The sequence below is a fragment of the Pseudomonas sp. rhizo66 genome, assembly GCF_031931925.1.
Classification (GTDB): Bacteria; Pseudomonadota; Gammaproteobacteria; order Pseudomonadales; family Pseudomonadaceae; genus Aquipseudomonas.
This window is the reverse complement of record NZ_JAUJWZ010000006.1, coordinates 112,441-139,397: the sequence shown is the minus strand read 5'-3', so window position 1 is coordinate 139,397 and position 26,957 is coordinate 112,441. Positions and strand designations below refer to the sequence as shown.

The 26,957-nt window shown below is 60.8% G+C and carries 18 protein-coding genes and 1 tRNA gene; 5 read left to right on the top strand and 14 right to left on the bottom strand.

Features of this window, described 5'->3' with window-relative positions; translation table 11 throughout:
* Positions 1–118 precede the first annotated feature (118 nt).
* Complete coding sequence (locus QZR14_RS09455; protein ID WP_311996415.1) at positions 119–2,437, top strand: TonB-dependent receptor; 2,319 nt, start codon at positions 119–121, stop codon at positions 2,435–2,437.
* A 235-nt stretch (positions 2,438–2,672) separates the two neighbouring features.
* Positions 2,673–5,201, top strand: a complete 2,529-nt coding sequence (locus QZR14_RS09450; RefSeq protein WP_311996476.1) for a sulfite reductase flavoprotein subunit alpha — start codon at positions 2,673–2,675, stop codon at positions 5,199–5,201.
* Positions 5,202–5,427: 226 nt separating this feature from the next.
* Here the strand turns inward: QZR14_RS09450 and QZR14_RS09445 are convergent, their stop codons facing one another.
* The 4 genes from QZR14_RS09445 to ptsP all read right to left on the bottom strand — a co-directional run bounded on the left by QZR14_RS09445 (position 5,428) and on the right by ptsP (position 12,692).
* Positions 5,428–6,969 carry an alkaline phosphatase D family protein gene (locus QZR14_RS09445; protein ID WP_311996414.1) on the bottom strand — a complete coding sequence of 514 codons (1,542 nt, stop codon included), beginning with the start codon at positions 6,967–6,969 and terminating at the stop codon, positions 5,428–5,430.
* A gap of 175 nt (positions 6,970–7,144) precedes the next feature.
* The gene (locus QZR14_RS09440; protein ID WP_311996413.1) at positions 7,145–8,878 is read right to left on the bottom strand and encodes a PTS fructose-like transporter subunit IIB; all 1,734 of its coding nucleotides are present in this window, start codon (positions 8,876–8,878) and stop codon (positions 7,145–7,147) included.
* An 11-nt stretch (positions 8,879–8,889) separates the two neighbouring features.
* Positions 8,890–9,831, bottom strand: a complete 942-nt coding sequence (pfkB, locus tag QZR14_RS09435) for a 1-phosphofructokinase (protein WP_311996412.1) — start codon at positions 9,829–9,831, stop codon at positions 8,890–8,892.
* Positions 9,831–12,692 carry a phosphoenolpyruvate--protein phosphotransferase gene (ptsP, locus tag QZR14_RS09430; RefSeq protein ID WP_311996411.1) on the bottom strand — a complete coding sequence of 954 codons (2,862 nt, stop codon included), beginning with the start codon at positions 12,690–12,692 and terminating at the stop codon, positions 9,831–9,833. The genes pfkB and ptsP overlap by 1 nt, the downstream gene beginning before the upstream one ends.
* A gap of 308 nt (positions 12,693–13,000) precedes the next feature.
* Here ptsP and cra point away from each other — a divergent pair, with 308 nt between their 5' ends.
* Together cra and QZR14_RS09420 are read left to right on the top strand one after the other, a co-directional pair.
* Positions 13,001–13,996: a catabolite repressor/activator gene (gene cra / locus QZR14_RS09425; RefSeq protein ID WP_250607084.1), complete on the top strand. Its 996-nt coding sequence runs from the start codon at positions 13,001–13,003 to the stop codon at positions 13,994–13,996.
* A 3-nt stretch (positions 13,997–13,999) separates the two neighbouring features.
* Entirely contained in the window at positions 14,000–14,776 is a 777-nt protein-coding gene (locus QZR14_RS09420) for a TatD family hydrolase (RefSeq protein ID WP_311996410.1), read from the top strand.
* On the opposite strand, the gene QZR14_RS09415 is transcribed toward QZR14_RS09420, so the two are convergent.
* From QZR14_RS09415 to QZR14_RS09395, 5 genes are all read right to left on the bottom strand, one after another.
* On the bottom strand, positions 14,777–15,166 hold the full coding sequence (locus tag QZR14_RS09415) for a hypothetical protein (protein WP_311996409.1): 390 nt from the start codon (positions 15,164–15,166) through the stop codon (positions 14,777–14,779).
* Between the two features lie 243 nt (positions 15,167–15,409).
* Positions 15,410–16,114, bottom strand: a complete 705-nt coding sequence (locus QZR14_RS28040) for a methyl-accepting chemotaxis protein (protein ID WP_371857645.1) — start codon at positions 16,112–16,114, stop codon at positions 15,410–15,412.
* Positions 16,115–17,638: 1,524 nt separating this feature from the next.
* The gene (ampE, locus tag QZR14_RS09405) at positions 17,639–18,478 is read right to left on the bottom strand and encodes a regulatory signaling modulator protein AmpE (protein ID WP_311996407.1); all 840 of its coding nucleotides are present in this window, start codon (positions 18,476–18,478) and stop codon (positions 17,639–17,641) included.
* Complete coding sequence (gene ampD, locus QZR14_RS09400) at positions 18,475–19,035, bottom strand: 1,6-anhydro-N-acetylmuramyl-L-alanine amidase AmpD (protein WP_250607080.1); 561 nt, start codon at positions 19,033–19,035, stop codon at positions 18,475–18,477. Before ampD ends, ampE begins: the two co-directional genes overlap by 4 nt.
* Before the next feature lie 64 nt (positions 19,036–19,099).
* Complete coding sequence (locus tag QZR14_RS09395; protein WP_311996406.1) at positions 19,100–21,280, bottom strand: DUF1631 domain-containing protein; 2,181 nt, start codon at positions 21,278–21,280, stop codon at positions 19,100–19,102.
* A gap of 369 nt (positions 21,281–21,649) precedes the next feature.
* Between QZR14_RS09395 and nadC the strand changes: the two genes are divergently transcribed.
* On the top strand, positions 21,650–22,498 hold the full coding sequence (gene nadC, locus QZR14_RS09390; protein WP_311996405.1) for a carboxylating nicotinate-nucleotide diphosphorylase: 849 nt from the start codon (positions 21,650–21,652) through the stop codon (positions 22,496–22,498).
* An 81-nt stretch (positions 22,499–22,579) separates the two neighbouring features.
* Here the strand turns inward: nadC and QZR14_RS09385 are convergent, their stop codons facing one another.
* The 5 genes from QZR14_RS09385 to truB all read right to left on the bottom strand — a co-directional run bounded on the left by QZR14_RS09385 (position 22,580) and on the right by truB (position 26,953).
* Positions 22,580–22,879, bottom strand: a complete 300-nt coding sequence (locus tag QZR14_RS09385) for a DUF6388 family protein (protein ID WP_250607077.1) — start codon at positions 22,877–22,879, stop codon at positions 22,580–22,582.
* A 240-nt stretch (positions 22,880–23,119) separates the two neighbouring features.
* Positions 23,120–23,195 (bottom strand) — tRNA-Thr (locus QZR14_RS09380).
* A gap of 129 nt (positions 23,196–23,324) precedes the next feature.
* A complete protein-coding gene (gene pnp / locus QZR14_RS09375) occupies positions 23,325–25,430 on the bottom strand; it encodes a polyribonucleotide nucleotidyltransferase (RefSeq protein ID WP_007915263.1) in 2,106 nt (701 codons plus the stop codon).
* 193 nt (positions 25,431–25,623) lie between these two features.
* The gene (rpsO, locus tag QZR14_RS09370; RefSeq protein WP_011332409.1) at positions 25,624–25,893 is read right to left on the bottom strand and encodes a 30S ribosomal protein S15; all 270 of its coding nucleotides are present in this window, start codon (positions 25,891–25,893) and stop codon (positions 25,624–25,626) included.
* Between the two features lie 142 nt (positions 25,894–26,035).
* Positions 26,036–26,953, bottom strand: coding sequence for a tRNA pseudouridine(55) synthase TruB (gene truB / locus QZR14_RS09365; protein ID WP_024011571.1), 918 nt, complete (start codon positions 26,951–26,953; stop codon positions 26,036–26,038).
* Positions 26,954–26,957: the final 4 nt, after the last annotated feature.

Below are 26,957 nucleotides of genomic sequence, written 5' to 3'. Positions count from 1 at the left end.
CGTAAGGTTAAATTGTAAAGAATGTAAATTCAGTGCGAATAACAATGTTTCGCAATTGATACGAATACCTGTTTACCCTATATTCCGCCGCCTCAAATCCTTGGGGAGGGGAATAAAAATGGCACGTCAACACGCACAATTACCGGTCAGTTCACCACGTCTGCTCGCCTCTGCAATCGGTGTGGCAATCACCGCCGGCTCCGCTGGCCAGATGGTGTTCGCTGCTGAAAAAACCGACAGCAAAGCCGCCGGCAATGCCATCGCCCTGGACGCCACCTCGATCACGGGCGAAGCTCAGGATTCGACGTCCTACCAGGTCGAAAAAGCCTCCTCGCCCAAGTACACCGCACCGCTGGTCGACACGCCGCGCTCGGTCACCGTCATTCCGCAACAAGTGCTCAAGGACACCGGCGCCCTGAACATGCAGGACGCGCTGCGCACCGTGCCGGGCATCACCTTCGGCGCCGGTGAAGGTGGCAACCCACAGGGCGATCGCCCGTTCATTCGCGGTTTCGACGCCCAGGGCGACACCTACCTCGACGGCGTGCGCGACACCGGTTCGCAAAGCCGCGAAATCTTCGCCGTGGAAAACATTGAAGTCAGCAAAGGCCCGAACTCCGCCATAGGCGGTCGTGGCGCAGCAGGCGGCAGCATCAACCTGGTGAGCAAGAAAGCGCATCTGGGTAACTCGTTCGACGGCGGCTTCACCTGGGGCTCCGACCAGACCCAGCGCTACACCCTCGACGGCAACTACCAGTTCAGCGACACCGCCGCTGGCCGTCTGAACCTGATGAGCCACGAGAGCAACGTTGCCGGTCGCGACAAAGTCGATTACGACCGTTGGGGTATCGCCCCGTCCCTGGCGTTTGGCCTGGGCACCGACACCCGCGTCAACCTCGACTACTACCACCTCGAAAGCAACGACACCCCGGATTCGGGCATCCCTTACACCATCCCGACTGGCGGTTCGGCTGCGCGCACCAAGTCCAATCCGGACAAGCCGTACGCCGGCGGTGACCACAGCAATTTCTACGGACTGGATCGCGACTTCCGCAAGGGCCGCACCGACACCGCGACCTTCGCCATCGAGCATGACCTGAGCGATTCGCTGACGATCAAGAACACCCTGCGTCACGGCACCAGCATGCAGGACTACATCCTGACCCAGCCGGACGACAGCAAGGGCAACGTCAACAATGGCAGCCTCTGGCGCCGGGCCAATACTCGGGTGAGCAACACCGAGACCACCACCAACCAGACTGACCTGTTCGGCAATTTCTACGTCGCCGGCTTCAAGAACAGCTTCTCCACCGGCGTGGAATACACCCGCGAGGAAAGCCAGAAGTCTTCGTACAACGTCAACACCGACACCACGCCGCGCACACCGGGCAACGCGAGCAACAACTGCACGCCGTCGATGATCGGCGCTTCGAGTGGCTATAACTGCACCTCGCTGTCGAACCCGAACCCGAACGATCCGTGGAACGGCGCAATCTCGCGCAACTACGCCGGCACCGACACCCAGGCCAACACCTACGCGCTGTATGTGTTCGATACCCTGGAGCTGTCCGAGCAGTGGCTGGTGAACATGGGCCTGCGCTACGACCACTTCGACACTGACTACAAAACCTACAACGCCGCTGGCCGCACCACGTCCAAGGGCGATGACACCAGCGAATTCGTCACCGGTCAGTTCGGCGTCGTCTACAAGCCTGCGGAAAACGGCAGCATCTACGCCTCCTATGCCACCTCCGCCACGCCACCGGGCAACACCCTGGGCGAAGGTCAGGAAGGCAACCCGTTGGGCGGCACCCCGGATCGCAGCGGCAACCTGCTGAGCAGCGACATGGAGCCGGAAACCACCAAGAACTATGAAATCGGCACCAAGTGGGACCTGCTCAACGACCGCCTGTCGCTGACCGCTGACATCTTCCGCACCGAGAAAGAAAACGCTCGTGTGCAAATCGACACCTCGTCGTACGAAAACGCCGGCAAGACCCGCGTGCAAGGTGTCGAGTTGTCGGCCAGCGGCAAGATCACCGACAAGTGGCAAGTGTTCGCCGGTTACGCCTTCATGGACAGCGAACAAGTCGACGGCGGTCCGATGGGCAGGGCCAACGATGGCAACGAACTGCCTAACACGCCGAAAAACAGCGCCAGCCTGTGGACCACTTACCAAGTCACGCCGAAGCTGACCATAGGTGGCGGCGCGTTCTACGTCGACGACGTGTACGGCAGCGTGGCCAACACCACCATGGTCGATTCCTATGTTCGCTACGACGCGATGGCCGCGTACAAGCTGACCAAGAACGTCGACCTGCAACTCAACGTGCAGAACCTGACCAACGAAACCTACTACGACAAAGCCTTTTCGACCCACTTCGCCAACCAGGCGGCGGGCCGTACGGCACTGTTGAGCACCAATTTCCACTTCTAAGCGATGTGGAAACCTGTGGGAGCGAGCCTGCTCGCGAAAGCGCTGGGTCAGTTAAGTAGAGGCTGACTGACACGACGCCTTCGCGAGCAGGCTCGCTCCCACAAGGAATACGCCGCAAGGCCTGGCCCCGTTCATTCAGTTGAACGGGGCTTTTGTGCGTAAGAAAGAACGCTTCTCGATAACCCACGGCATAATGCGCGCCGTGATGACAATTTCCGAACGGACGGCGAGTGACGTGTTGAAGAAAACCCTGTTCCAGTTGCACTGGTTTTTTGGCATCACCGCAGGCCTGGTGCTGGCGTTGATGGGCATCACCGGCGCGGCCTATTCGTTTCAGGACGAGATCCTGCGAGCGCTGAATCCCTCCGTCCTGCAAGTGGAGAAGCAGGTGGCCGGCGCGCTGCCGCCCGTCGAGCTGGTTGAGCGCATCGAAGCCGCGTCGGGGAAAAAAGTCTCGATGCTCTGGGTCGAAACCGACAGCGGCCACGCGGCCAAGGTGTTCTTCACCCCGCCAAAAGGTGAGCGGCGCGGAGAGATGCGCTACTTCGATCCTTACACCGCCGAGTTCATGGGCGATGCGGTCGGTCAGGATTTCTTTGGCTTGATGCTGCAACTGCACCGTTTCCTCGCCATGGGCGACACCGGCCGCAACATCACCGGTGCCTGTACGCTGATCCTGCTGTTCTTCTGCCTCTCCGGTCTGTACCTGCGCTGGCCACGTCAGTGGCACAGCTGGCGCGTGTGGCTGACCCTGGACTGGAGGAAAAAGGGCCGCGCCTTCAACTGGGATCTGCACTCGGTGGCGGGCACCTGGTGCCTGCTGGTCTATCTGTTGCTGGCACTGACCGGATTGTCGTGGTCGTACGAGTGGTACAACAAAGGCCTGACCAAATTGCTCTCCGACGCACCGCAAAACGAGCGCGTGCGCGGTGGTCGCGGGCCGGCGCCGGAAGGCCCGGCACCGACCGCCGATTACGCAGCGATGTGGAGCAGCATCTACAGCGCCGCCGGCCCGGGTCTGGCCGCCTACAACATCCGTATGCCGGCCGTCGCGGGCCAACCGGCGACCGTGTTCTACCTGCTCGACAGCTCGCCGCATGATCGCGCGCTGAACCAGATCACCCTCGACCCGGCCACCGGCATCGTCAAACGTGTCGACCGTTACGCCGACAAGAGCTTCAAGGCGCAACTGCTGACCAGCATTTATGCGCTGCATGTCGGCAGCTATTTCGGTCTGGTCGGGCGGATCATCATCACCGTCGCGGCGGTGTGCATGCCGCTGTTTTTCATCACCGGCTGGCTGCTGTACCTCGATCGTCGGCGCAAGAAAAAGCAGATCAAGGATGCGCGCCAAGGCCTCGCACAACCGGGCGGCGATGCCTCGGCATGGCTGATCGGTTTCGCCAGCCAGAGCGGGTTTGCCGAGCAATTGGCGTGGCAGACCGCCGGGCAATTGCAGGCCGCCGGTCTGCCGGTGAAAGTGCAGCCGCTGGCGAATGTCAGCGAACAGGATCTGCGTGAATCGAACAACGCACTGTTTGTGGTCAGCACGTTTGGCGACGGCGAAGCGCCGGACAGCGCGCGTGGGTTCGAACGCAAAGTGCTGTCCAGGGCTGCAACCCTCGACAGCCTGAATTACTCGGTGCTCGGCCTTGGCGATCGTCAGTATCAGCACTTCTGCGGCTTCGCCAAGCGCCTGCATCAGTGGCTGAGCGAGCACGGCGGCAAGACCCTGTTCGCGCCAGTGGAAGTCGACAGCGGCGATCCCTACGCCCTGCGTCACTGGCAAACCCAACTCGGCCTGCTCACCGGCCAAGCCCCGGTCGACACCTGGCAAGCGCCGAGCTACGACAACTGGACGCTGACACGCCGCGAACTGATGAACCCGGACAGCAGCGGTGCGCCGGTTTACTTGTTGGGCCTGAGCGCACCGAACACCAGCAGTTGGCTGGCCGGTGATCTGGTCGAAGTCCTGCCGCGCAATTGCCCGTGGGCCATCGAACATTTCCTCGACGGCCTCGGCATTCGTGGCGAGACCAACGTAAAAATCAACGGCCTCGACGAGCCGCTGGACGTCGCGCTGGCGTCGCGGCAATTGCCCGAACACCGCGCACATCTGGTCGGTCTGCACGCGCAGTCACTGGTCGACGCGATGGTGCCGCTGGCCATGCGCGAATACTCGATCGCCTCGATTGCCGCCGACGGCGTGCTGGAGTTGATCGTGCGTCAGGAACGACATACCGATGGCACCCTTGGCATCGGTTCCGGCTGGCTGACCGAGCACGCGTCCGTGGGCGGCAGCATCAGTTTGCGCGTGCGTCGCAACAGTGGCTTCCATCTGCCCAACGAACCCGTGCCGATGATTCTGCTGGGCAACGGCACCGGCCTGGCCGGGTTGCGCAGCTTGCTCAAGGCGCGGATTGCCGACGGTCAACAGCGCCAGTGGTTGCTGTTTGGTGAGCGCAATCGTCAGCACGATTTCCTCTGCCGCGCGGAACTGGAAGAGTGGTTGATCAATGGAGATCTGGCGCGGCTGGATCTGGCGTTCTCGCGGGATCAGGCCGAGAAGATTTATGTGCAGGATCGCTTGCGTGAGTCGGCCGACGAGCTGAAGAAATGGCTGGCGGACGGTGCGGTGATTTACATCTGCGGCAGTTTGCAGGGGATGGCGTCAGGCGTTGATCAAGTGCTTAACGACATTCTCGGCAGCGCTGAAGTCGAACGCCTGATTGAGCAGGGCCGCTATCGTCGCGACGTCTATTAAAAGCCCCTCACCCTAACCCTCTCCCAAAGGGAGAGGGGACTGATTGGGGGATGCTTGAGATGTACGCCGACCTGCGACTGCTTTACCGAATCCATAATCGAGAGAAAGGCTTTGCGTCCAATCTAACAATCGACACGGTCTTTCAGGTCGACGTACCTCTTCAGACAACTCGGTCGGCCCCCTCTCCCTCCGGGAGAGGGCTGGGGTGAGGGTTAGCTTTTGATCTTCAAACTGGCTGCAACTTCTGCTCAAACACCGCCACCCCATTCAAATCCCGCAACACCACACTCATCTCCCCGCTCTGCCCTTCAATATTCACCTCGCCAAAAAACTGAAACCCGGCAAACGGCGAAGTGTTCTGCGCCGGCGGCGCCTTCTCGAACACCACTTCCGGGCCAAAGGTCTTGTCCAGAGGATTGGGCCCGAAACTCCCGGCATTCAACGGCCCGGCGACAAACTCCCAGAACGGTTCGAAATCCTGAAACGCCGCGCGATCGGGGTGATAGTGATGCGCCGCGCAGTAATGCACATCCGCCGTCAGGAAGACAAAATTGCGCACCTGCTGCGCACGCAGATAACCGAGCAATTCGGCGATTTCCACCTCGCGCCCCTGGGCCGGTCCCGGGTCACCGTTAGCCACCGCTTCCCAACGCGCGACACCCGGGCTGACCTCACCATCCGGTACACCGAGGCCAATCGGCATGTCAGCGGCGATGACCTTCCATTGGGCCTTCGACTTCTTCAAACCGCGCTTGAGCCAATCCAGCTGCTCACGTCCCAGAAACGGTTTCGCCGCGCCGAGGTTGTCGTCATTGGCGCCGCGATAACTGCGCATGTCGAGCACGAACACATCGAGCATCGGCCCGTAATTGATCTTGCGATAAATCCGCCCGCCGCCGTCGGCGGCCTGCAAACGCATCGGTGAATATTCCAGCCAGGCCTGACGCGCACGGCCGACCAGGGTGTGGATATCTTTCTCCTGATAGCGCTCGTCGAGCTGCTTGCCCGGCGACCAGTTGTTGACCACTTCATGGTCGTCCCACTGCCAGATCTGCGGCACTTCGGCGTTGAAGCGGCGGATGTTTTCGTCCATCAGGTTGTAGCGGTAGTTGCCGCGATAGTCGGCGAGGGTCTGCGCGACTTTGCTCTTGGCTTCGGTGGTGATGTTGCGCCAGATGCGGCCGTTTTCGGTGGTGAGCTGCGCGGGTACCGGGCCGTCGGCGTAGATGGTGTCGCCGCTGTGGATAAAGAAGTCCGGCAGGCGCAGGCGCATGGATTCGTAGATGCGCATGCCGCCGATGTCCGGGTTGATGCCGAAACCCTGGCCGACGGTGTCACCGCTCCAGACGAAACGAATATTGCGCCGCGCCATCGGCGCGCTGCGCAGATGGCCGAGCCACGGCTCGCTGGCGACGCCGGTTTGCGCGTCCTTGAAATACACCCGATAGAAAATCGCCTGATCGGCGGGCAGCCCGGTCAGTTCAACCCGGGCGGTGAAATCCGTGCGCGCATCGGCCAGCGCCGAGACCACCCGGCGCGGATGGCGAAACTGGCTGCGGGTGTCCCACTCGACCACCATCCACGCCGGGCGATCGCTGCGGCTCCAGATCATCGCGCGGTCGCCTTGCAGGTCGCCGGACTGCACGCCATCGGTCAGTTGCGGCCGATCCTTGACCGACGCAATCACCGCCGGCGCCAGACCCGGCATCAGCAGACCGGCACCGATACCTTGCACGACACGCCGGCGACCCGGGTTGAAATCGCTCATGGTGTTCTCCCTGAAAAAAGGAAAACTTAAGCACGCCTATATGAACTCGCCATGACACCACTAACCATTGTGGGAGCGAGCCTGCTCGCGAAAGCGGTGTGCCAGTCAACATACATGTCGCTGGCAGATTGCATTCGCGAGCAGGCTCGCTCCCACAGGGGATTTGTGTCGTCAGTCAGGCCTTGGCGGGTTCCAGCGCCAGCTCGACGGCTTCCGGGCGTTTGACCGTCGCATAGACCACGGCGGTCAACAAACTCCCCGCGACAATCGCCAGCAAATACAACAACGCATGGTTGATCGCATTCGGAATCGCCAGCACAAACAAGCCACCGTGCGGAGCCATCAGTTTGCAGCCGAAATACATCGACAACGCACCGGTCAATGCACCGCCGGCGATGCTCGCCGGGATCACCCGCAACGGATCTTTCGCGGCAAACGGAATCGCCCCTTCGGAGATGAAGCACAGCCCCAGCACGAAGGCAGCCTTGCCGGCCTCGCGTTCAGTCTGGGCGAACTTTCTCCGCGCAATAAACGTAGCGATACCGAGGCCAATCGGCGGCACCATACCGGCCGCCATGGTCGCGGCCATTGGCGCATAACTCTGCGACGCCAGCAGCCCCACCGAAAATGCATAGGCGGCTTTGTTGATCGGCCCGCCGAGGTCAACGCACATCATGCCGCCGAGCACTACACCGAGCAGAATCGCGTTGGTGGTGCCCATGCTGTCGAGAAAACTCGTCAGCGCCAACAGCATCCCGGCGACCGGTTTGCCCACCACGTAGATCATCACCAGACCGGTAAACAGACTGGCGAACAACGGGATGATCAGGATCGGTTTCAGCGCTTCGAGGCTCTGCGGCAAGGCGACATAACGGCTGATCGCTTTCGCCGCATAACCAGCGATAAAACCAGCGACGATACCGCCGATAAACCCCGCGCCCAGCGTACTGGCGAGCAAACCACCAATCATCCCCGGCGCCAGACCAGGACGGTCGGCGATCGAATACGCGATGTAACCGGCCAGCAGCGGCACCATCAACTTGAACGCGGTCTCGCCACCGATCTGCATCAACGCCGCCGCCAGCGTGCCTTCCTCCTTGAACGCGGTGATGCCGAAGACGAACGACAGCGCGATCATCAAACCGCCGGCCACCACCATCGGCAGCATGTACGACACGCCGGTCAGCAGGTGTTTATAGATGCCGGTTTTCTCTTGCCTGGCCGGTGCCTTGCCGTCAGCCGCCGCGCTTTCCACCGCGCCTTCGGCCAAGGCTTTTTTCAGTGTAGCTTCGGACTGCTTCAAGGCAATCCCGGTGCCGCAGCGATAGATTCTCTTGCCGGCGAAACGCTCGGTGGCGACTTCGATATCCGCCGCCAGCAACACCACGTCCGCGTCGGCAATCGCCGCGGCGCTCAACGGGGTTTTCGCGCCCACCGAGCCTTGGGTTTCGACCTGCAGTTCGTAACCCAGACGCTTGGCGGTCTGCTGCAAGGCTTCGGCGGCCATGAAGGTGTGGGCGACACCGGTCGGGCAGGCAGTGATGGCGACGATGCGTGGGGCACGCGGCGCATCAGTCGCTGGTGCAGCCTCGCTGGCGACGTAAACTTCTGCCTCTTCAGCACCACGACGCAGCACCGCTTCGACATCCTGCAACGCCTGCGCCGGGGCGATCTGGAACACCCGTTTGCCGACAAAGCGGCTCATGTCCACCGCGCCGGTGGTGACCAGCAACACCCACTCCGCCGCTGCAATCGTCGCCGCCGACAATTCACGTTCCGGGTGCGCTGCATCGACCACTTCCACGCTGGTGCTCCAGCCCTGACGCTGCGCGGCGGCATCGAGCAAACGCGCGCACAGCACACTGGTGACCATGCCGTTCGGGCAAGCCGTAACAATGGCTAATTTCATGACAAACCCTCTTATTGTTCTGTCAGGGGACGCACGCGCACGCCCTGTTCGAGCTGCGCCAGTTGCGCAGCATCGTTGATGCCGAAACCGATCTGAGTCACCGCCATCGCCGCAATTGCGGTGGCCGTGCGCAGGGTTTGCTCGGGCGTATCGGCGCTGAGCAGACCGTGGAGCATGCCGGCCAGCAACGAATCGCCGGCACCGACCGTGCTGGCAACACTGACTTTCGGCGGTGTGGCGTGCAGTGCCGAACCGATGCTGAACCAGTTCACGCCGTCAGCACCGTGAGAGATGACCACGTGCTCGATACCTTGGGCATGTAAACCCGCCGCTGCCTGAGCTTCGGCCGCGTGAGAAACCACCTCGCAACCGAGTGCATCGGCGAGTTCTTCAGTGTTCGGTTTGATCAGCCACGGACCGGCCTGCAAAGCTGCGCGCAAGGCTTCGCCGCTGCTGTCGAGGGCGACTTTCAGACCGAGCTGGTTGAGCCGTTCGATCAACTCACGCAACCACTGCGCAGTCACGCCGCGCGGCAAACTGCCGGCGACCACGACGGCATCGTGACCTGGTGCAATCTGCAGCAGACGCTCGAGCAACGCCTGCTGCGCCGCAGCGTCGACCATCGGCCCCGGACCGTTGATGTCGGTGATGCGGCCGTCCTGTTCGGCGACCTTGATGTTGCTGCGCGTCTCGCCCGGCACGCGGATAAACGCGTCGACAAAACCACGCTTGGCGAACAGGGTCTCGAACGCTTGCAGGTTGTCTTCACCGAGAAAACCACTGACCGTCACTTGGTGTCCCAGATCAGCCAGCACCTGGGCGACGTTCACGCCTTTGCCGGCGGCGTGGGTGTGCATCTCGTCGCTGCGATTGACCTGACCGGCCTCCAGCCGTGGCAGTTCGACGGTGAGGTCGAGCGCCGGGTTGAGGGTCAGGGTAAGAATCTTGGCCATTACAGGGCCTCCACTAATGCGCGCACTTCGTTCGCGCTGCCCACGGCCAGGGCTTGTTGAGCAAGGGTTTGCGCCTGGGTCAGGCTGAGTTCGCGGATGCGTGCCTTCACCTCGGCAATGCTGCGCCCGGAGACGCTGAGTTCATCGACCCCGAGGCCGACCAGCACCGGCACCGCCAGCGGGTCCGCCGCCAGTTCGCCGCAGACGCCAACCCATTTGCCGTGGGCGTGGGCCGCGCGCACGGTGATGTCGATCAGTTGCAGCACCGCCGGGTGCAAGCCATCCGCCTGCGCCGACAGGGTCGGGTGACCACGGTCGATGGCCAGGGTGTATTGGGTGAGGTCGTTGGTGCCGACGCTGAAGAAGTCGACTTCCTTCGCGAGTACCGGCGCGAGCAAAGCGGCGGACGGCACTTCGATCATGATCCCCAGTTGCAGATCGGCGACCGGGATTTCCAGGCGCAGCCGCTCGGTCATGTCGCGGGCCTGACGCCACTCTTCGACGCTGCCGACCATCGGGAACATGATGCGCAACGGACGGTTGTCCGCCGAACGCAGCAAGGCGCGCAATTGCGCTTCCATGATCTGCGGACGCTGCAAGGTCAGGCGAATACCGCGCACACCGAGGAACGGATTTTCTTCCTTGGCGATCGGCCAATACGGCAGCGGTTTGTCGCCGCCGACATCCAGCGTGCGCACCACCAGCGGTCGACCGGCGAGGCCATCGAGGACCCGGCGGTATTCAGCTTCTTGCGTCGCCTCATCCGGCGCTTGCGGATGAGCCATGAAAATCAGTTCGGTACGCAACAGACCGATGCCTTCGGCGCCCTGCTCTACCGCTGCGGTGACCCCGGCGCTTTCGCCGATGTTGGCGAACACTTCAACGGCGTGGCCGTCGGTGGTGTGTGCCGGTTGATGACGCTGTTCGGCGGCAATCTTCAGGCGTTGCTCACGGGTGTCGCGCTCTTCGGCGGCACGTTGCAGGGTCGCGGCATCGGCGTCGACATGCAGGCGACCGCGTTGACCATCAAGCAGCAACGGCGTGCCCGGTTGCAGCAGCAACACTGCCGCGCCAGCACCGACCAGCGCCGGAATCCCGAGGGCTCGGGCGACGATTGCACTGTGCGCGGTGGCCCCGCCACGTGCGGTAAGAATCCCCGCCACGCGCGCCGGGTCCAGCCGCGCGACATCGGACGGGCCGACCTCGTCCATCACCAGAATGTAAGGTTGCTCAGGCTCGCTCGCCGTTTGCACGCCACACAGTTGCGCCAGTACGCGGCGACCGATGTCGCGCAGATCCGCCGCCCGTTCGGCGAGCAAGGCATCTTGCAGCGATTCCTGTTGTTTGGCCGCCGCTTCGATCACCGCCATCCACGCCGCTTCGGCGCTTTCGCCCTGCTTGAGGCGGGTGTCGACTTCGTCGGTGAGTTCCGGGTCGTCGAGCATTTCCTGATGGGTGATGAAAATCTCGCGAATGGCTTTGGCTTTGCTGCGCTCGATCAGGCCCTGAATGTCACTGCGCACGTCGCTGAGCGCTTGCTTGAGACGTTCGCGCTCAACGGCGGCGGACTCGCCGCGCAGCGGGTAATCAATGGTTTGCTGAACCTGAATATGCGCCGGGCCGATGGCAATGCCGGGGGCTGCCGGGATCGCCTGCAATTGAGCACCGGACGCCGGGGCGATCAGCACTTCGGCGATGTCGGCAATGACCTCGCGCTGCTGGCTTACGGCTGGCAGCGGCTCGACTTCTTCGCCAAGCCCTTCTTCGATCGCAGCCAAGAGTGCCGGCAAGGCATCCGCGGCGATGCTCGGTTCGGCGATCAACTCCAGCACCTGACCGCGTCGGGCACCGAGGCTGAGCAGCTTGCTCAGGCTCTTCACTGACACGGCGCTGTCCTGACCGTCGACGATGCGCACACGAATCTCACCGTCAAAACTCTTCGCCAGTTGCGCGAGGATCTTCGCCGGGCGTGCGTGCAAACCATGGGCGTTGGCCAGGGCAATGCGTGCGTTCGGCCAGTCGGCGGGCAATTCACCGCCGAGCACTTCAAGGACTTTACGGCTGCTGGTGGCGCGGCCCAATTCATGGCCGCGACCTTCGATGAGCAACGCACACAGGCGCTCAAGCAGCGCCTGATGCGCCTCGCCAAGGCTGGCCAGGCAGAACAGACCACTGAGCGGCTGACCGAGGTAGCGCATCGGTTTGTCCGGCGTCACGAACGCCAGGCCCGGGCGCTTCACGGTTTGCTCGCTGTGCAGCCACCACAAACCATCGCCCAGCGGCAGCGCTTCGACCTGTTGCAATACACCGGCAAAACCGTTGCTCACACAATCGGCCTGCCGCAGCAGACGTGCGCCACGCCAGACCAACTCTTCGAAATCATCGGCCGACACGCCGAGGCCGATCATCTGCGCATCCAGCGCCAGTTCCTGTGGCGCGCCTTGCAGCAACTTCAGCAGCGCTTCGGGAGAACTGGCACGACGCAGAGCCTGGCCCAGATCGGTCTCGCCGAGGGCGCGGGTCAGCAGTTGCAGCAGGCGCAGGTGTTCGTCGGATTTGGCGGCGATGCCAATCGCCAGATAAACGATCTGGCCATCGCCCCAATCCACGCCTTCCGGGAACTGCATCAGGCGCACGCCGGTGGCGAATACCTGATCGCGGGTTTCCGGGGTGCCGTGGGGAATGGCAATACCTTGACCGAGAAAGGTCGAGCCCTGGGCTTCCCGTGCCTGCAATCCAGCGAGGTAACCGTCGGCAACCAGACCATCGGCCACCAGGTGATTGGCGAGCAGTTGCAGGGCAGCGGGTTTATCCACAGCCGATTGGCCCATGGATATCTGCTCTATAGTGAGCTCGAGCATGCGATCTCCTTTTTGGCGCTTTATGAGTGCCAGGTATTGTTTTGGATAGTTTGCAGCTTAGGCGTTTTACCGCTTTGCTTTTCAGCGGCAGTTTTGGCGGTTTCACGGCAGAACCGGCCAAAGACGTCTAAAACGTAGAAAATACGCTTGCTGAAACGTTTAATCTAGATTGATCGGCACGTTACTCGATAATGTCCCATCCTTGAAGTCCAACTTGTCGGATGCGCTGCGACAATAGTCGCCTGCCCTAATCGGTTAGGATTGGCGAAAATGTGGCGGCAAGCTCGAAAAAACAAGGAAATCCCGGGTTGAAACTCAGTGATATCGCGCGGTTGGCCGGAGTGTCCGTGACCACCGCCAGCTACGTCATCAACGGCAAGGCCGAACAGCAACGCATCAGCAACGCCACCGTCGAGCGGGTGCGGGCGGTGGTCGATCTGCACGGCTTCACGCCAAACCCTCAAGCGGCCGGACTGCGCAGTCGGCACACGCGCACGCTGGGCTTTATTCTGCCGGATCTGGAAAACCCCAGTTACGCGCGGATCGCCAAACTGCTTGAGCAAGGTGCGCGGGCGCGCGGCTATCAATTGCTGATCGCCAGCTCCGACGATGCGCCGGACAGCGAGCGGCAGTTGCTGCAACTGTTCAAGGCGCGCCGCTGCGATGCGCTGATCGTCGCCAGTTGCCTGCCGACTGGGGATGACAGTTACCGCCAGTTGCAGGCCAAGGGCCTGCCGATCATCGCTATCGACCGGGTCATGGAACCCGAGCACTTCTGCTCGGTGATCAGTGACGACCGCGAAGCCAGCCTGCACCTGACCCAAAGCCTGCTCGACCCGCAACCGAAGCAGATCGTCCTGCTCGGTGCGCGCCCGGAACTGAGCATCAGTCAGGAGCGTGCCGCCGGTTTCAAACAGGCGCTGGTCGACTTCAAGGGCGAAGTGCTGGTCGAACACGCCGAATCCTTCAGCCGCGAATGCGGCAAGCAATTGATGGAAGAACTCCTGCAGCGTCTGGGGCATTTGCCCGATGCGCTGGTGACCACTTCCTACGTGCTGCTGCAAGGCGTGTTCGATGCGCTGCATGACTTCCCGCTGAAGTCCCGCCCGCTGCGCCTCGGCACCTTCGGTGATACGCAGTTATTGGATTTCCTGCCGCTGCCGGTCAACGCCATGGCCCAGCAACACCAGTTGATCGCCGACAAGGCGCTGGAACTGGCCTTGGCGGCGGTCGAGCAGTCGGAGTACAAGCCCGGCGTGCAGGCCATCGCGCGGACCTTCAAGCAGCGTATTCACCGGGACTGAGCCGTGGAGCTGATCGACAGCCACACCCACCTCGACTTCCCCGACTTCGACGCCGATCGCTCGGCGTTGCTCGCCGAAAGCCGCGCCCTCGGGGTGCGGCGGATGGTGGTGTTGGGCGTCTATGAGGGTAACTGGCAACGGGTCTGGGATCTGGTGCAGAGCGATGCCGATTTGTACGCGGCGCTTGGATTGCATCCGGTCTATCTCGATCAGCATCGTCCTGAAGATTTATTGGCACTCGGTGATTGGCTGACGCGATTGCGCGGTCATCGGCAATTGTGTGCGGTGGGCGAGATTGGTCTGGATTACTTCATCGAAACCCTCGACCGCGAGCGGCAACAGGCGCTGTTCGAGGCGCAACTGCAACTGGCCGCAGACTTCCATTTGCCAGCGCTGATCCATGTGCGCCGCAGCCACGCGGCAGTGATCGCGACGCTCAAGCGCTTCAAGCTCAAACGCGCAGGGATCATCCATGCCTTCGCCGGTAGCCATGAAGAAGCGCGGGAGTACATCAAACTCGGTTTCAAACTGGGCCTCGGCGGCGCACCGACCTGGCCGCAAGCGTTGCGCATGCATCGGGTGCTGGCGGAACTGCCGCTGGATTCGATCGTGCTGGAAACCGATTCACCGGACATGGCACCTGTCATGTTTCCCGGCCAGCGCAACAGCCCGGCGCACTTGCCGGCGATCTGCGCGGCGCTGGCCGAGCTGATGAAGATCACCCCGCAGCAACTGGCCACGGCCAGTACCGCCAACAGCTGCGAAGTGTTCGGCTGGTAATCAATCGGCGTAAGCCTTGGCGGCCTCCAGAATCAGCGTCACATGCTGACGCTGGCGCGCGTAACGGACGACCACGAAGTACAAGAAAATCGTGATCAGTGACGCGTTCAGTTGCTCGGTGACGCTAAGCAGTCCCAGCCATTCCATCACCAACGCCACCAGCAGCGCGGTGCACACCGTCAGCGAAGCACTGAAGCGCAGCAGCGCCAGCGAGTCGAGGGACTTGAAGCGCTTGATCTGTTGCGGGCAACGCAGCTCCAGCGCTTTCTGGCAATGCTCGCAGGTGAACGGTTCATTGATCGAGATGGCATTGAGTTGCCACGGTTTGAGCAGCTGCGTGGTCTGGCAATGAGCACAGCGCCCCTGGACTCCAAGAGTCGCGACAGACATGAGCGGCCTCCTCTACGCTAACGTTGAGCATGGATACTGGCTCATTGCTGGGTAAACGCCAGAACACGGCGAGAAACAGGATTGGGCTTACGGTCTGAAGTGAAAAAGTACTACAAAAGATTCTGACAAAACCCTGAACCCGGTGGGAGCGAGCCTGCTTGCGAAAGCGGGGTGTCAGGTGACAGCGACGTCACTGACAGATTGCATTCGCGAGCAAGCTCGCTCCCACAGGTGTGTGACGACTCAGACGCGGAAGGCGCTGATCAGCTGTTTAAGCTCAACCACTTGGGCTGACAGCGCCCGGCTGGCATCTTCGGTCTGGTGCGCACCTTGCGCCGTGCGCTCGCCAGCGCGGTTGATCTCGACGATGTTCTGATCGATGTCGTGGGCCACCGCCGTTTGCTGTTCAACCGCCGCAGCGATCTGCTGGTTCTGATCAACGATCATGCCGACCGCACCGAGGATGTTTTCCAGCGCCTGCTGGACCTTTTCCGACTGCCCGACCGTGCCATTGGCCATCTGATGGCTGACGCCCATGGCTTTCACCGCAGCGCCGACGCCGCCGTGCAGCTTGGCGATCATCTGTTCGATTTCTTCAGTTGATTGCTGAGTGCGTTTGGCCAGCGTGCGCACTTCGTCGGCGACCACGGCAAAACCGCGTCCCTGCTCGCCAGCACGCGCCGCTTCGATCGCAGCGTTGAGCGCCAGCAGGTTGGTTTGTTCGGCGATGCTTTTGATCACTTCCAGTACGCGGCTGATCGACTGACTGTCGCTGGCCAACTGGTTGATCACCAACACCGACTGGTCGATCTCGCTGGCCAGTGCGGCAATGCTGCCCTGCTGTGACTCGACCAGGCCACGACCATTAATGGTCTCGTCATTGACGCTGTGGGCACTGCTCACCGCTGCCGCTGCACTGCGCGCCACTTCCAGCGAGGTGGCCGACATCTGGTTCATCGCCGTTGCCACTTGCTCGATCTGCGTGCGTTGCCCCGCCACCGCCTGATTGCTCTGTGCGGAGACGTTCTCGACCTGCCCGGCCTGACGTTCGACCTCGGCGACGGTCTGACCTACGCGCTCGATCAAGTCGTGAATCTTCCTCACCGTGCCATTGAACACCTCGCCCAACTCACCCAGTTCATCGCGACTGCTGGCCTTGAAGTTGACAGTCATATCGCCGGCCGCGACCTTGTCCATCATCGCGCCCAAGCGTTTCAGCGTGGTGCGGGTCGAGGCGTAGAAACCACCGTAGAGATAGAAAATCAGCACGAACACTACCGACAGCGCCACCGCTTGCAACACCATGTGCGTGCGGTTCTGCGCAAGACGCTGCTGCAATTGCGTGTCGAGGAATTTCAGCGTGGCTTCGTTGAGCTGGTAAGTCCGGTCGATCAGCCCGGTGACCTCATTGTAAAACGCCTGCCACGGCGCATCGAGGGTGTCGGCCATCACCACTTGTTCTTCGAACAATTCGCTGGCCTGTTTCAGCGAGGCCTTGCTGCTGTCAGCCGCCGCGCTGAGGGTATCCCGCGCGGCTTTGCTGGAGCCAAGGGCGTCCTGCAGTTTCAGCGCGTACTCGGCCTGCAGTTTTTCGATCTGCACCAGCAACTCATCAAAACGGGTGCTCGACGAACTGTTGAGAAAACCCTGGCCCAATGAATACGAGCCCATCGCCCGGCCTTCGCCGAGGGTTTGCGTGACGGTCGGTGTGATCAGCGTGACCAGTTCGCTGAGCTGGCGGATGTCACTCTGGTTATCGCGACTCAGGCCGGCCTGACTGGTGATGATCTGGCTGAAAATCTGCGAACTGGCGAGCAATTTGCCGATCAACGCGCTTTTGCTCTGCAACGAATTTTCCGCTTGCTGGGCCTTGAATGCGGCGATCATTTCATCGCGTTTGCCGTCGAACAGCTGAGTCTGTTCAGGATCGTCGGTCATCGCCGTCAGCCCTTGCAGGCGTGCCAACACTGCTTGCTCAAGGGTGGTGATCTGCGCCTCGACGTTGCCGGCCTTGCCGGACTGGCCGAGGGTGACGTTGATCTGTACCAGGTTGTTGAGGGTTTCCAGATCCCGGCGCAGTGCCAGGCTGCTGCCCAGCAGATCGAGGCTTTGCAGTTCGACGCGGGTGCCCTGGAATTCACGATAGGAATCGCGCACCAGATAGAAATTGGTCACCAGCATCGGCACCAGAAACAGCACGCTGATCAGGCTGAACTTCATGCCGAAGCTCAGACGGTTCATCAGCGAGACGGCGGGATAGAGCAAGCTCTTCACTGGAAGTCTCCCTTGGTTTTTCTTGTTTTTATTGGCAGGCGCGGGGCGACAGCAGATAGCCACTATCGAACGCCATCTCTGTATAGCTCAAATCGGAGGGAGGTTTTGTAACTTAAGGTTAACGACATCGCAGCCCGGGACACACAGATCTCCTCGTAGGAGCTGCCGCAGGCTGCGATCTTTTGATCTTTCTTTGAATCAGTGCGCCAGAACCGTCCACAAGGCAAACCCGGCATACCACAACACCGCCGCACGCAGCAGCAGTTCCCACAGGCAATCGAGGGTGTTGATGCCCTCCGGCCCGACCACCGGAGCCGGAATCTCTCCCGCCGCGAGACCGACCCGATTGATCAGTTGCGCAGCGCTGATGTTCCAATTCAGCAACTCATGCAGCATCACCCGACTGACCGCGACAAAGTTGCCGACCAGCGCCAGACTCGCCGCCAACAAGCGTACCGGCAGCCAGTCGAAGGCATGCCGCAGTTGCGCGGCGCGCTCGACCAGTGCCGGGTTCTGCCCGTGTTCTTGCGCCAGCGCCAACAGGCGATACGCCAATGCTGCCACCGGGCCGAGCACGAAATACCAGAAGATCACCGCAAAAAAGCTCTGATAGGCCTGCCACAGCAGATGCCCCTGCACGCTTTCAAGCAACTGCTCGCCGCTGTCGGCGCAGATATCCAGATCGCGCTTGGCCACGTGCGCTGCGGCTTGCAAGTCCTCACGCCGCCAGGCATCACGGAACGGCCCGAGACCGCCAAGCAAATCGCCGCGACCCAAGCTGTAAATCACCACCAGCAGATGCACCGGCAATGCCAGCAAGCCGTAGGCCACCGGCTCCAGCACCAATAGCAGCAACGCCAGCAGCGCCACCGGAAACAGCACCAGAATCGTCAGCACCAGCCAGGGCTGTCTGGCCAGGCGCGTGCTGGTTTCGAGTTTGTTCAGTTCGCGGATCCATCCGCCATCGCGTTGAACCCGATGACGCAGGGCCGAAAACTTCTCGATCCACAGCGCCAGCAGTAACACCAGAAAACTCATTGTCCTTCCTCTTGTGCCAGGGCCGCGCGGTAACGCGCCCAGTCGAATGCCGGGCCAGGATCGGTCTTACGCCCGGGTGCTATGTCGCTGTGCCCACAGATGCGGGCGCCGGTGATGGCCGGAAATGCGCTTTGCAACTGGCGGGTCAACGCCGTCAACGCCTGATACTGCGCATCGGTGAACGGCAGATCATCGGTGCCTTCCAGTTCGATGCCCACGGAAAAATCGTTACAGGTTTCCCGTCCTTCGAAGACCGACACACCGGCATGCCACGCCCGCTCAAGACAGGAGACAAACTGGGTGACCTTGCCGTCACGTTCAATCAGAAAATGCGCCGAGACGCGCAGGTCGGCAATCCCTGCAAAATAGGGATGCTCGGTGACATCCAGACGATTCTGGAAAAATTCCTGCACCTTGCCCGTGGCGAACTGCGCCGGTGGCAGGCTGATGTTGTGGATGACCAACAGGGAAACTTCGCCCGCCGGGCGTTCATTGAAGTTGGGCGATGGGCACACCTGCACCCCGTGACACCACCCGCTAGCGGGATCCAACTGCATACCGATTCCTTCAACGCCGACTGTGTTGGCGCCCAGTATGCCGTGATCGGCCCCCGGCGCGCGATCACTTGGCGCGATTGAGTCGCCGCAGATTGCCCAGCACCGATTCGAGTGCGCGGTCGAACAGCAAAGTATCGTCCAGCGCACGCACCGTCCCACGCTGAAACTCAAAGGCCAGCGCGATGCGGCTGCGCTCCAGCACCTTCATCCCGGTGCGATCGACAAACACGTACTTGCCGGTGGCTTCGATGATGGCCGCCAGTTTGCAGCGCAGGCTGTGTTCATCGTCTTCCTCAAACGCCACCCAACTGCCCAGGCGCAGTTGCTCGACCTGGCGCAGACCGGCGGCATCGTGGGGCAAACGTACCGAGGTCAACGCCGCGCTGCCTTCATCAGCGGTTTGCAGGATGATCTGCTGCGACACCTCGACCATTGGCAAAGCCTGATCAGTTTGATCGGAGCGCTCCAGAACCCGCACATGCAGGCCTTCCAGCTCGCTGAAAAACTCACTGGTGGCAAATGGATCGAACGCCGAACTGCTCAGGCCATCGCGCAGCGACTTGAGTAACCCTGGCACCAGCGCCAGCAAGCGCAGGCTGGATTCAGCGTCGTCATGACGCTGCACGCTCCAGATCAATTGCTCCATGGTTTGCACATCGGCCTGCCACTCAGCGGACTGATCGCCATGCTTGAGACAGGTCAGCAGCAATACTTTGCTCCACGCGTCCTGGACGAAGGTGACCACGGACGGCGGCAGGATCTTGCCCAGCAACGCTTGATTCAGCGCACGTTCGACCCGACGCCGCGCCAGTTCGGTTTTCGCTCGCCCCTCTTCGGCGTCACGCAGGCGCTGTTCAAGCAGCTCGCTGCGGCGGCGTTCATCACTGGTGAAGGCGAGAAAATCAGCCAGCAATTCGGAGAAGATTGCCGGATCGTCAACAAAATCGGTCAGCAGGCGCTGCACCACTTGTTCGATACGCAGGTACAGGCTGTCGCGCGCCTCGCCGTCGCAGTCGCCCCAGCCCATCGCCGCCTCAGCGATTTCGTTGAGCAGGCGCCGCGCCGGATGGGTGCTGCGGCTGAAGACGCTCTTGTCGAGCACCGCGACCTTGAGCATCGGGATCTGCAACCGCGCGATCAAGGCCTTGAGCGAATCCGGCACATTACGGTCGTCAAGAATGCAATCGAAGACCATGGCGATCAGGTTGATCACGTCCTCGTCCGCATCGCCGACGATCCGCGATTTGCCGCTTCTGACGCTGACCCGGGTCAGCAGCTGTTCGAGCTGATTGCGCAGATCGAAATCATCCTGTGCCGCCAACGCCGGCACGTATTGTTGCAAGTGCGAGAGCAGGCGCAGCAGGTCGCGGGTGGAGATCGGTTGCGCCGCAATGCTGGGCTCCAGCGTCGGCGCGACCCTGCCGCGCACCTGCGCGAGCAATTGCTGCAACGCGGCGAAAACCTCCTGCACGCCTTCGTCGACGGCCGGAGTGTCGTCGTTTTCCTCGCTGTGCACATTGGCGAGCGCACGATCAATCGCACGCCGCGCCGGGGCGGCCTTCAGTTCGGGCAACACGCCGGTAGCGAGCAGCAATTGATTGGCTTCGGCGTAAAGCTGTTCGGTGTCGGCCAGGACGTAGCGCTCGAACAGTTTGAGCAGGATCAGCTTGACCTTGATCTCCACGCCCAGATTACGCCCGGCCTGCAGGAAGAACTCGCAGAGCAGCGCCGGACCGAGCGGGTTGTGCTGATCGTCGAGAGTGTTGCCGAGCAGCGCGTTAAGGCGCGCGGTCAGTTGATCGAGGGCAAAGCCGTCGCGCTTGAGTACGCGACCGACCATGGTCTCGACTGCCACGCTGCGCTCCATGTCGTCGCTGCGCGGTGCCTGTTCGTCGTACACCAGGGCGTGCGGCAGGGTGTTGTGCGTGGGGTCGTATTGCGTCAGGCCGACGAACGCTTCGAAAAATTGCTCAAGAAAGCCGCGCTCGATGTTTTTGCGCTTGAGGCGCAGGTCACGCATGGCTTCGAAAAAAATATTCTGCTCGACGTCGTTGCGCGCCCGGTCGGCCATTTCAAACAGCGTGTCATCGGCGTTATCGAACAGCTCCTGCAAACCTTGGCGCAGTTGCTGAGCAGCCTTGTCGCGAACCTGAAGCAGAATCACAGGCAGGCGGGCGAGCGGCGAGTGATTCGCCTGATCGGTAGCGCCCTTGTGCAAAGGCACCACTTTCCCGTCGTTGTGCATCCAGGCCTCCTGAAACGGTGATTCGTTCGGTCAAGCCAACCCGGATCCCTGTGGGAGCGAGCCTGCTCGCGATAGCGGTGTGTCAGCCGCAGCAATGTCACTGAAAGAATGCATTCGCGAGCAGGCTCACTCCCACAAGTTCAATCAGGACGTCAAAGCCATGACGTCAAATGCAAGGCGGATTATCTTTCATAACTTGCCCACGGCGCCATAGTCGTCAGGGTTTCCCCTATGCCCTCTCAGTGACCCTGTCCGGGCGCCGTTTGCTCAAAGAAAATCGACCGGATGCAGGCAAGCCCGCACGTTCTCGCCTTGGGTTGGCTCGCGCCATGCCCCTATAATCGAACCACTTTGTTTGTGGAGCCCGTTATGCCGAATCTACGTCTCGCCGATTTGACCGCCGAAATCGAAGCCAACGTGCGCCGTGCGTTGCTCGAAGACATCGGCAGCGGCGACATCACCGCGCAATTGATCCCGGCCGAACGCCTGGCCAAAGCCACCATCATCACGCGCGATGCCGCCGTCATCTGCGGCACCGCGTGGGTTGATGCCGTGTTTCGTCAGCTCGATCCGCGGGTCGCGGTGCATTGGCAAGTGGTTGATGGCCAGCGGGTTAACCCCAATCAGCCGTTGTTTCATCTGGAAGGGCCGGCCCGTTCACTGTTGACCGGTGAACGCAGCGCGCTGAACTTCCTGCAGTTGCTATCCGGTGTTGCAACCCGTGCGCAATATTTGGCCGACTTCGTTGCCGAGACTCAGGTCAAACTGCTCGACACCCGCAAAACCCTGCCTGGCCTGCGTCTGGCGCAGAAATACGCGGTAACCTGCGGTGGCTGCCACAACCACCGTATCGGCCTGTACGACGCGTTCCTGATCAAGGAAAACCACATCGCCGCCAGCGGTGGCATCCCCCAGGCCATTGCCGCCGCGCACAAGATCGCGCCGGGCAAACCGGTGGAAGTCGAAGTGGAAAGTCTGCAGGAGCTGAAGGAAGCCTTGGCCGCCGGCGCCGACATCATCATGCTCGACGAACTGAGCCTGGACGACATGCGCGAAGCCGTGCACCTGAACGGCGGTAAGGCGAAGCTGGAAGCCAGCGGCGGCATCAACGAAAGCACGCTGCTGCCGATCGCCGAAACCGGGGTGGATTACATCTCGATCGGCGCGATGACCAAGGATGTGAAAGCGGTGGATCTGTCGATGCGCCTCAGCCTTTAACAGCAGCGGCAAGTTTCGAGCTACAAGCCACAGCGCTTTTGCTGTGACTTGCAGCTTGCCGCTGGAAACTCGTAGCTGCTTTTATACGACGAGATTATTCATCTCGCAGTACTCGTCCCATTCGACACCCAGCACTTCGGCCGCCTCTTTGTGCATTTCGAGGCGTTGGGTTTCGTACTCCTCCGGCGTGCTCGTGTACTTGAGCGCGAGTTCCCACGGTTGCAGGCCCTGAGCCTCGGCCTCGTCTTCGAAGGCCCACTTGATCTGGTCTTTCTGATCGTCAGGACTCAGGTCCTTGATCTCTTCTTTGAGGTCCGGTACGTCCAGAATGTACTTTTCCAGTGCTTGTTCGTGACGTTGCTCTTGAGTTAATTCGGTCATGGCGTTCTCGCTGATCTTAGGAATGGAGGATGGATCTGGATCATCAAGGATCTCTCTGACGCGGATTGACCGGCCTTCGGAACCATTCGGGATCATCTGAAAACTGCTAAGCGATGCTCATGCAGGCACCGAATATAGGACGTTTGCATGACGAATTACACGGCTCTTTACATCTCTCGCACAAAAAGCTGACCTGCGGAACATAAATCCGCATGACAAGAAGTGGGGAGATGAAGAAGCTGGTGCCCGAGACAGGAATCGAACCTGCGACCTTCGCGTTACGAGTGCGCTGCTCTACCGGCTGAGCTACACGGGCGGTGGGCTAAACCTAGCACCGCTCTTGAAGTCCGGCAACTTCGCAGAATGTCGCGATATTTCGCAGACAAAAAAATGCCCCGCCGTTTTCACGGCGGGGCATTTTTATTGCGCTAAAGCTATGGGGTGATTAAACGCCCGAAGCCTTGGCTGCTGCCACGTCTTTGATGGACAGCTTGATACGGCCGCGGTTGTCCACGTCCAGTACCAGCACTTCCACTTCCTGGCCTTCTTTCAGGATGTCGGTGACTTTCTCTACGCGAGCGTCGCTCAGCATCGAGATGTGCACCAGACCGTCCTTGCCCGGCAGGATGTTGACGAATGCGCCGAAGTCGACGATGCGCTCAACCTTGCCGACGTAGATCTTGCCGATCTCGGCCTCAGCAGTGATGCCCAGAACGCGCTGACGTGCTGCTTCAGCCGCTTCCTTGGTTTCGCCGAAGATCTTGATCGAACCGTCGTCTTCGATGTCGATCGAAGCCTTGGTTTCTTCGCAGATCGCACGGATGGTCGCGCCACCTTTACCGATAACGTCACGAATCTTGTCGGTGTCGATCTTCATCGCGATCATGGTCGGAGCGTTGGCCGACAGTTCGGTACGCGACTGGCCGATGATCTGGTTCATCTGACCGAGGATGTTCAGGCGCGCTTCCAGGGCTTGGCCCAGGGCGATTTCCATGATTTCTTCGGTGATGCCCTTGATCTTGATGTCCATCTGCAGCGCAGTAACGCCTTTGGCGGTACCGGCTACTTTGAAGTCCATGTCGCCCAGGTGGTCTTCGTCACCGAGGATGTCGGTCAGGACGGCGAATTTCTCGCCTTCTTTAACCAGACCCATGGCGATACCGGCAACCGGCGCCTTCATCGGCACACCAGCGTCCATCAGGGCCAAGGAAGCACCGCAAACGGAAGCCATCGAGCTCGAACCGTTGGATTCGGTGATTTCCGAAACCACACGGATGGTGTACGGGAACACGTCTGCGGCTGGCAGCATGGCCGAAACCGAACGACGGGCCAGACGGCCGTGACCGATTTCACGACGACCAGCGCCACCCATGCGACCACACTCGCCCACCGAGAACGGAGGGAAGTTGTAGTGCAGCATGAACGGGTCTTTTTTCTCGCCTTCCAGGGTGTCCAGCAGCTGTGCGTCACGGGCGGTGCCCAGAGTCGCGACTACCAGAGCCTGGGTTTCACCACGGGTGAACAGCGCCGAACCGTGAGTCTTCGGCAGAACGCCGACTTCGATGTTCAGCGGACGTACGGTTTTGGTGTCGCGACCGTCGATACGTGGCTTGCCGTTTACGATGTTTTCGCGAACGGTGCGGTATTCGATTTCGCCGAAAGCCGCTTTGACTTCGCTGGACGAAGGCTGGCCTTCTTCACCGGACAGCTTGGCAACGACTTGATCCTTCAGCTCGCCCAGACGCGCATAACGGTCAGCCTTGACGGTGATGGTGTAAGCCTGGGAGATCGCCTCGCCGAACTCGGCACGGATAGCACCCAGCAGCTCGGTGGCTTCTGGCGCAGGAGCCCAGGTCCAGGTCGGCTTGGCAGCTTCGGCAGCCAGTTCTTTAACAGCGTTGATCACCACCTGGAATTCGTCGTGAGCAAACAGTACCGCGCCCAGCATCTGGTCTTCGGTCAGCTCTTTGGCTTCCGATTCAACCATCAGAACGGCGTCGGAAGTACCGGCAACGACCATGTCCAGGCTCGAAGCAGCTTGCTGCTCGTAAGTCGGGTTCAGCAGGTAGCCAGTGCTTTCGTGGAAAGCCACGCGAGCGGCGCCGATCGGGCCGTCGAACGGGATGCCCGAGATGGCCAGGGCAGCCGAGGTACCGATCATCGCAGCGATGTCCGGATCGGTCTTCTTGCTGGTGGAAACGACGGTGCAGACAACCTGCACTTCGTTCATGAAGCCTTCTGGGAACAGCGGACGGATCGGACGGTCGATCAGTCGGGAAGTCAGGGTTTCTTTCTCGGAAGGACGGCCTTCGCGCTTGAAGAAACCGCCAGGGATCTTACCGGCAGCGTAAGTCTTTTCCTGGTAGTGAACGGACAGAGGGAAGAAGCCCTTGCCCGGATCGGCTTGTTTTGCACCGACTACAGTCACCAATACGCTGACGTCGTCGTCAACGGTGACCAATACTGCGCCGGAGGCCTGACGGGCGATACGGCCAGTCTCGAGGGTAACGGTCGATTGACCGAACTGGAATTTTTTGATTACCGGGTTCACGGTGTCCTACCTTCTTTGTGGCTCTTGGGGGAACTGGTTTCTTGCGAATTCTTGGGCAATGTCGGGAATCGGCCCGACCCTTGTCCGGGGTAAAACGTGTATCCAGATAAAACTTGAGGCTGGGAGCCTGCAAGGCGACCGCGGTAAACCGCGGACGTCTTGCAGACCACCAACCTCATAGCGCAATCGCTGATTAGCGACGCAGACCCAGGCGAGCGATCAGAGCGCTGTAACGGCTCACGTCCTTGCCTTTCAGGTAGTCCAGCAGCTTGCGACGCTGGTTTACCATGCGGATCAGACCACGACGGGAGTGGTGATCTTTACCGTTGGCCTTGAAGTGACCTTGCAGTTTGTTGATGTTGGCGGTCAGCAGTGCAACTTGCACTTCTGGCGAACCAGTGTCACCAACAGCTTGCTGGTAGTCAGCAACGATTTGAGCTTTTTCTTGAACGTCGAGAGCCATGAGGCAATCCTTTTATCAGGAAACTGTTTCAGGGAAACAGCTTCAACAGGCCAGGGACAAATCCCTGTATCTATAAATGAGTCGTGACCGTGCCTGTTAACAGCCACACTCGCCGACCTGCTGTTACACAGGCCGGTTCCGGTCATTCTGACCGAATCAAACGACGTGGCGCGATGCGCCCGTCTTCGCTCACTTCACCGATACCGATGAAGCGACCATTGTGATCCTGTACCCGTACCATGCCGAACTTCGGAGCATCCGGGGCACGTACCGGCTGGCCGTTGAGCCAGTAGAACGCGCTTGCTTCCGAAAAGTGCAGCAGCGGCCAATCCTGCAGACCGCTGTCCGATGGCATCAGGAAGCGATCAACCGCTTCATTGCCGCCTTCGGCATGTACCGCTTCCAGCTCTTCGAGAGTCACGGTCTGAGCGAGGGTGAAAGGCCCGGCCTGGGTACGACGCAATTCAGCGACGTACGCACCACAACCGAGTTGCTCACCGATATCCTCCACCAGGGTGCGAATATAGGTGCCCTTGCTGCAATCCACCGCAAGACGCGCAGTATCGCCTTCGAAGGCCAGTAATTCCAAGCGCGCAATAGTAACAGAACGCGGTTCGCGCTCCACTACTTCGCCTGCACGAGCCAGCTTGTACAGCGGCTGGCCATCACGTTTGAGTGCCGAGTACATCGGCGGTATCTGACTGATTTGCCCACGAAATTTCGGCAGAACCGCCTCGACATCGGCGCGACCAACGGTCACCGGACGCTCCTGCAAAACCTCACCTTCGGCATCTGCCGTGGTGGTGGTCTTGCCCAGCTGCGCCAGGGTTTCATAACCCTTGTCGGAATCGAGCAGGTATTGCGAGAACTTGGTGGCCTCACCGAAGCACAGCGGCAAAACGCCGGTGGCCAACGGGTCGAGGCTACCGGTGTGACCGGCCTTCTCGGCATTGAGCAGCCAGCGGACCTTCTGCAACGCAGCGTTGGAGGTGAACCCCAACGGCTTGTCGAGCAGGATGATACCGCTGACGTTACGACGGATACGTTTGACCTGAGCCACCGAA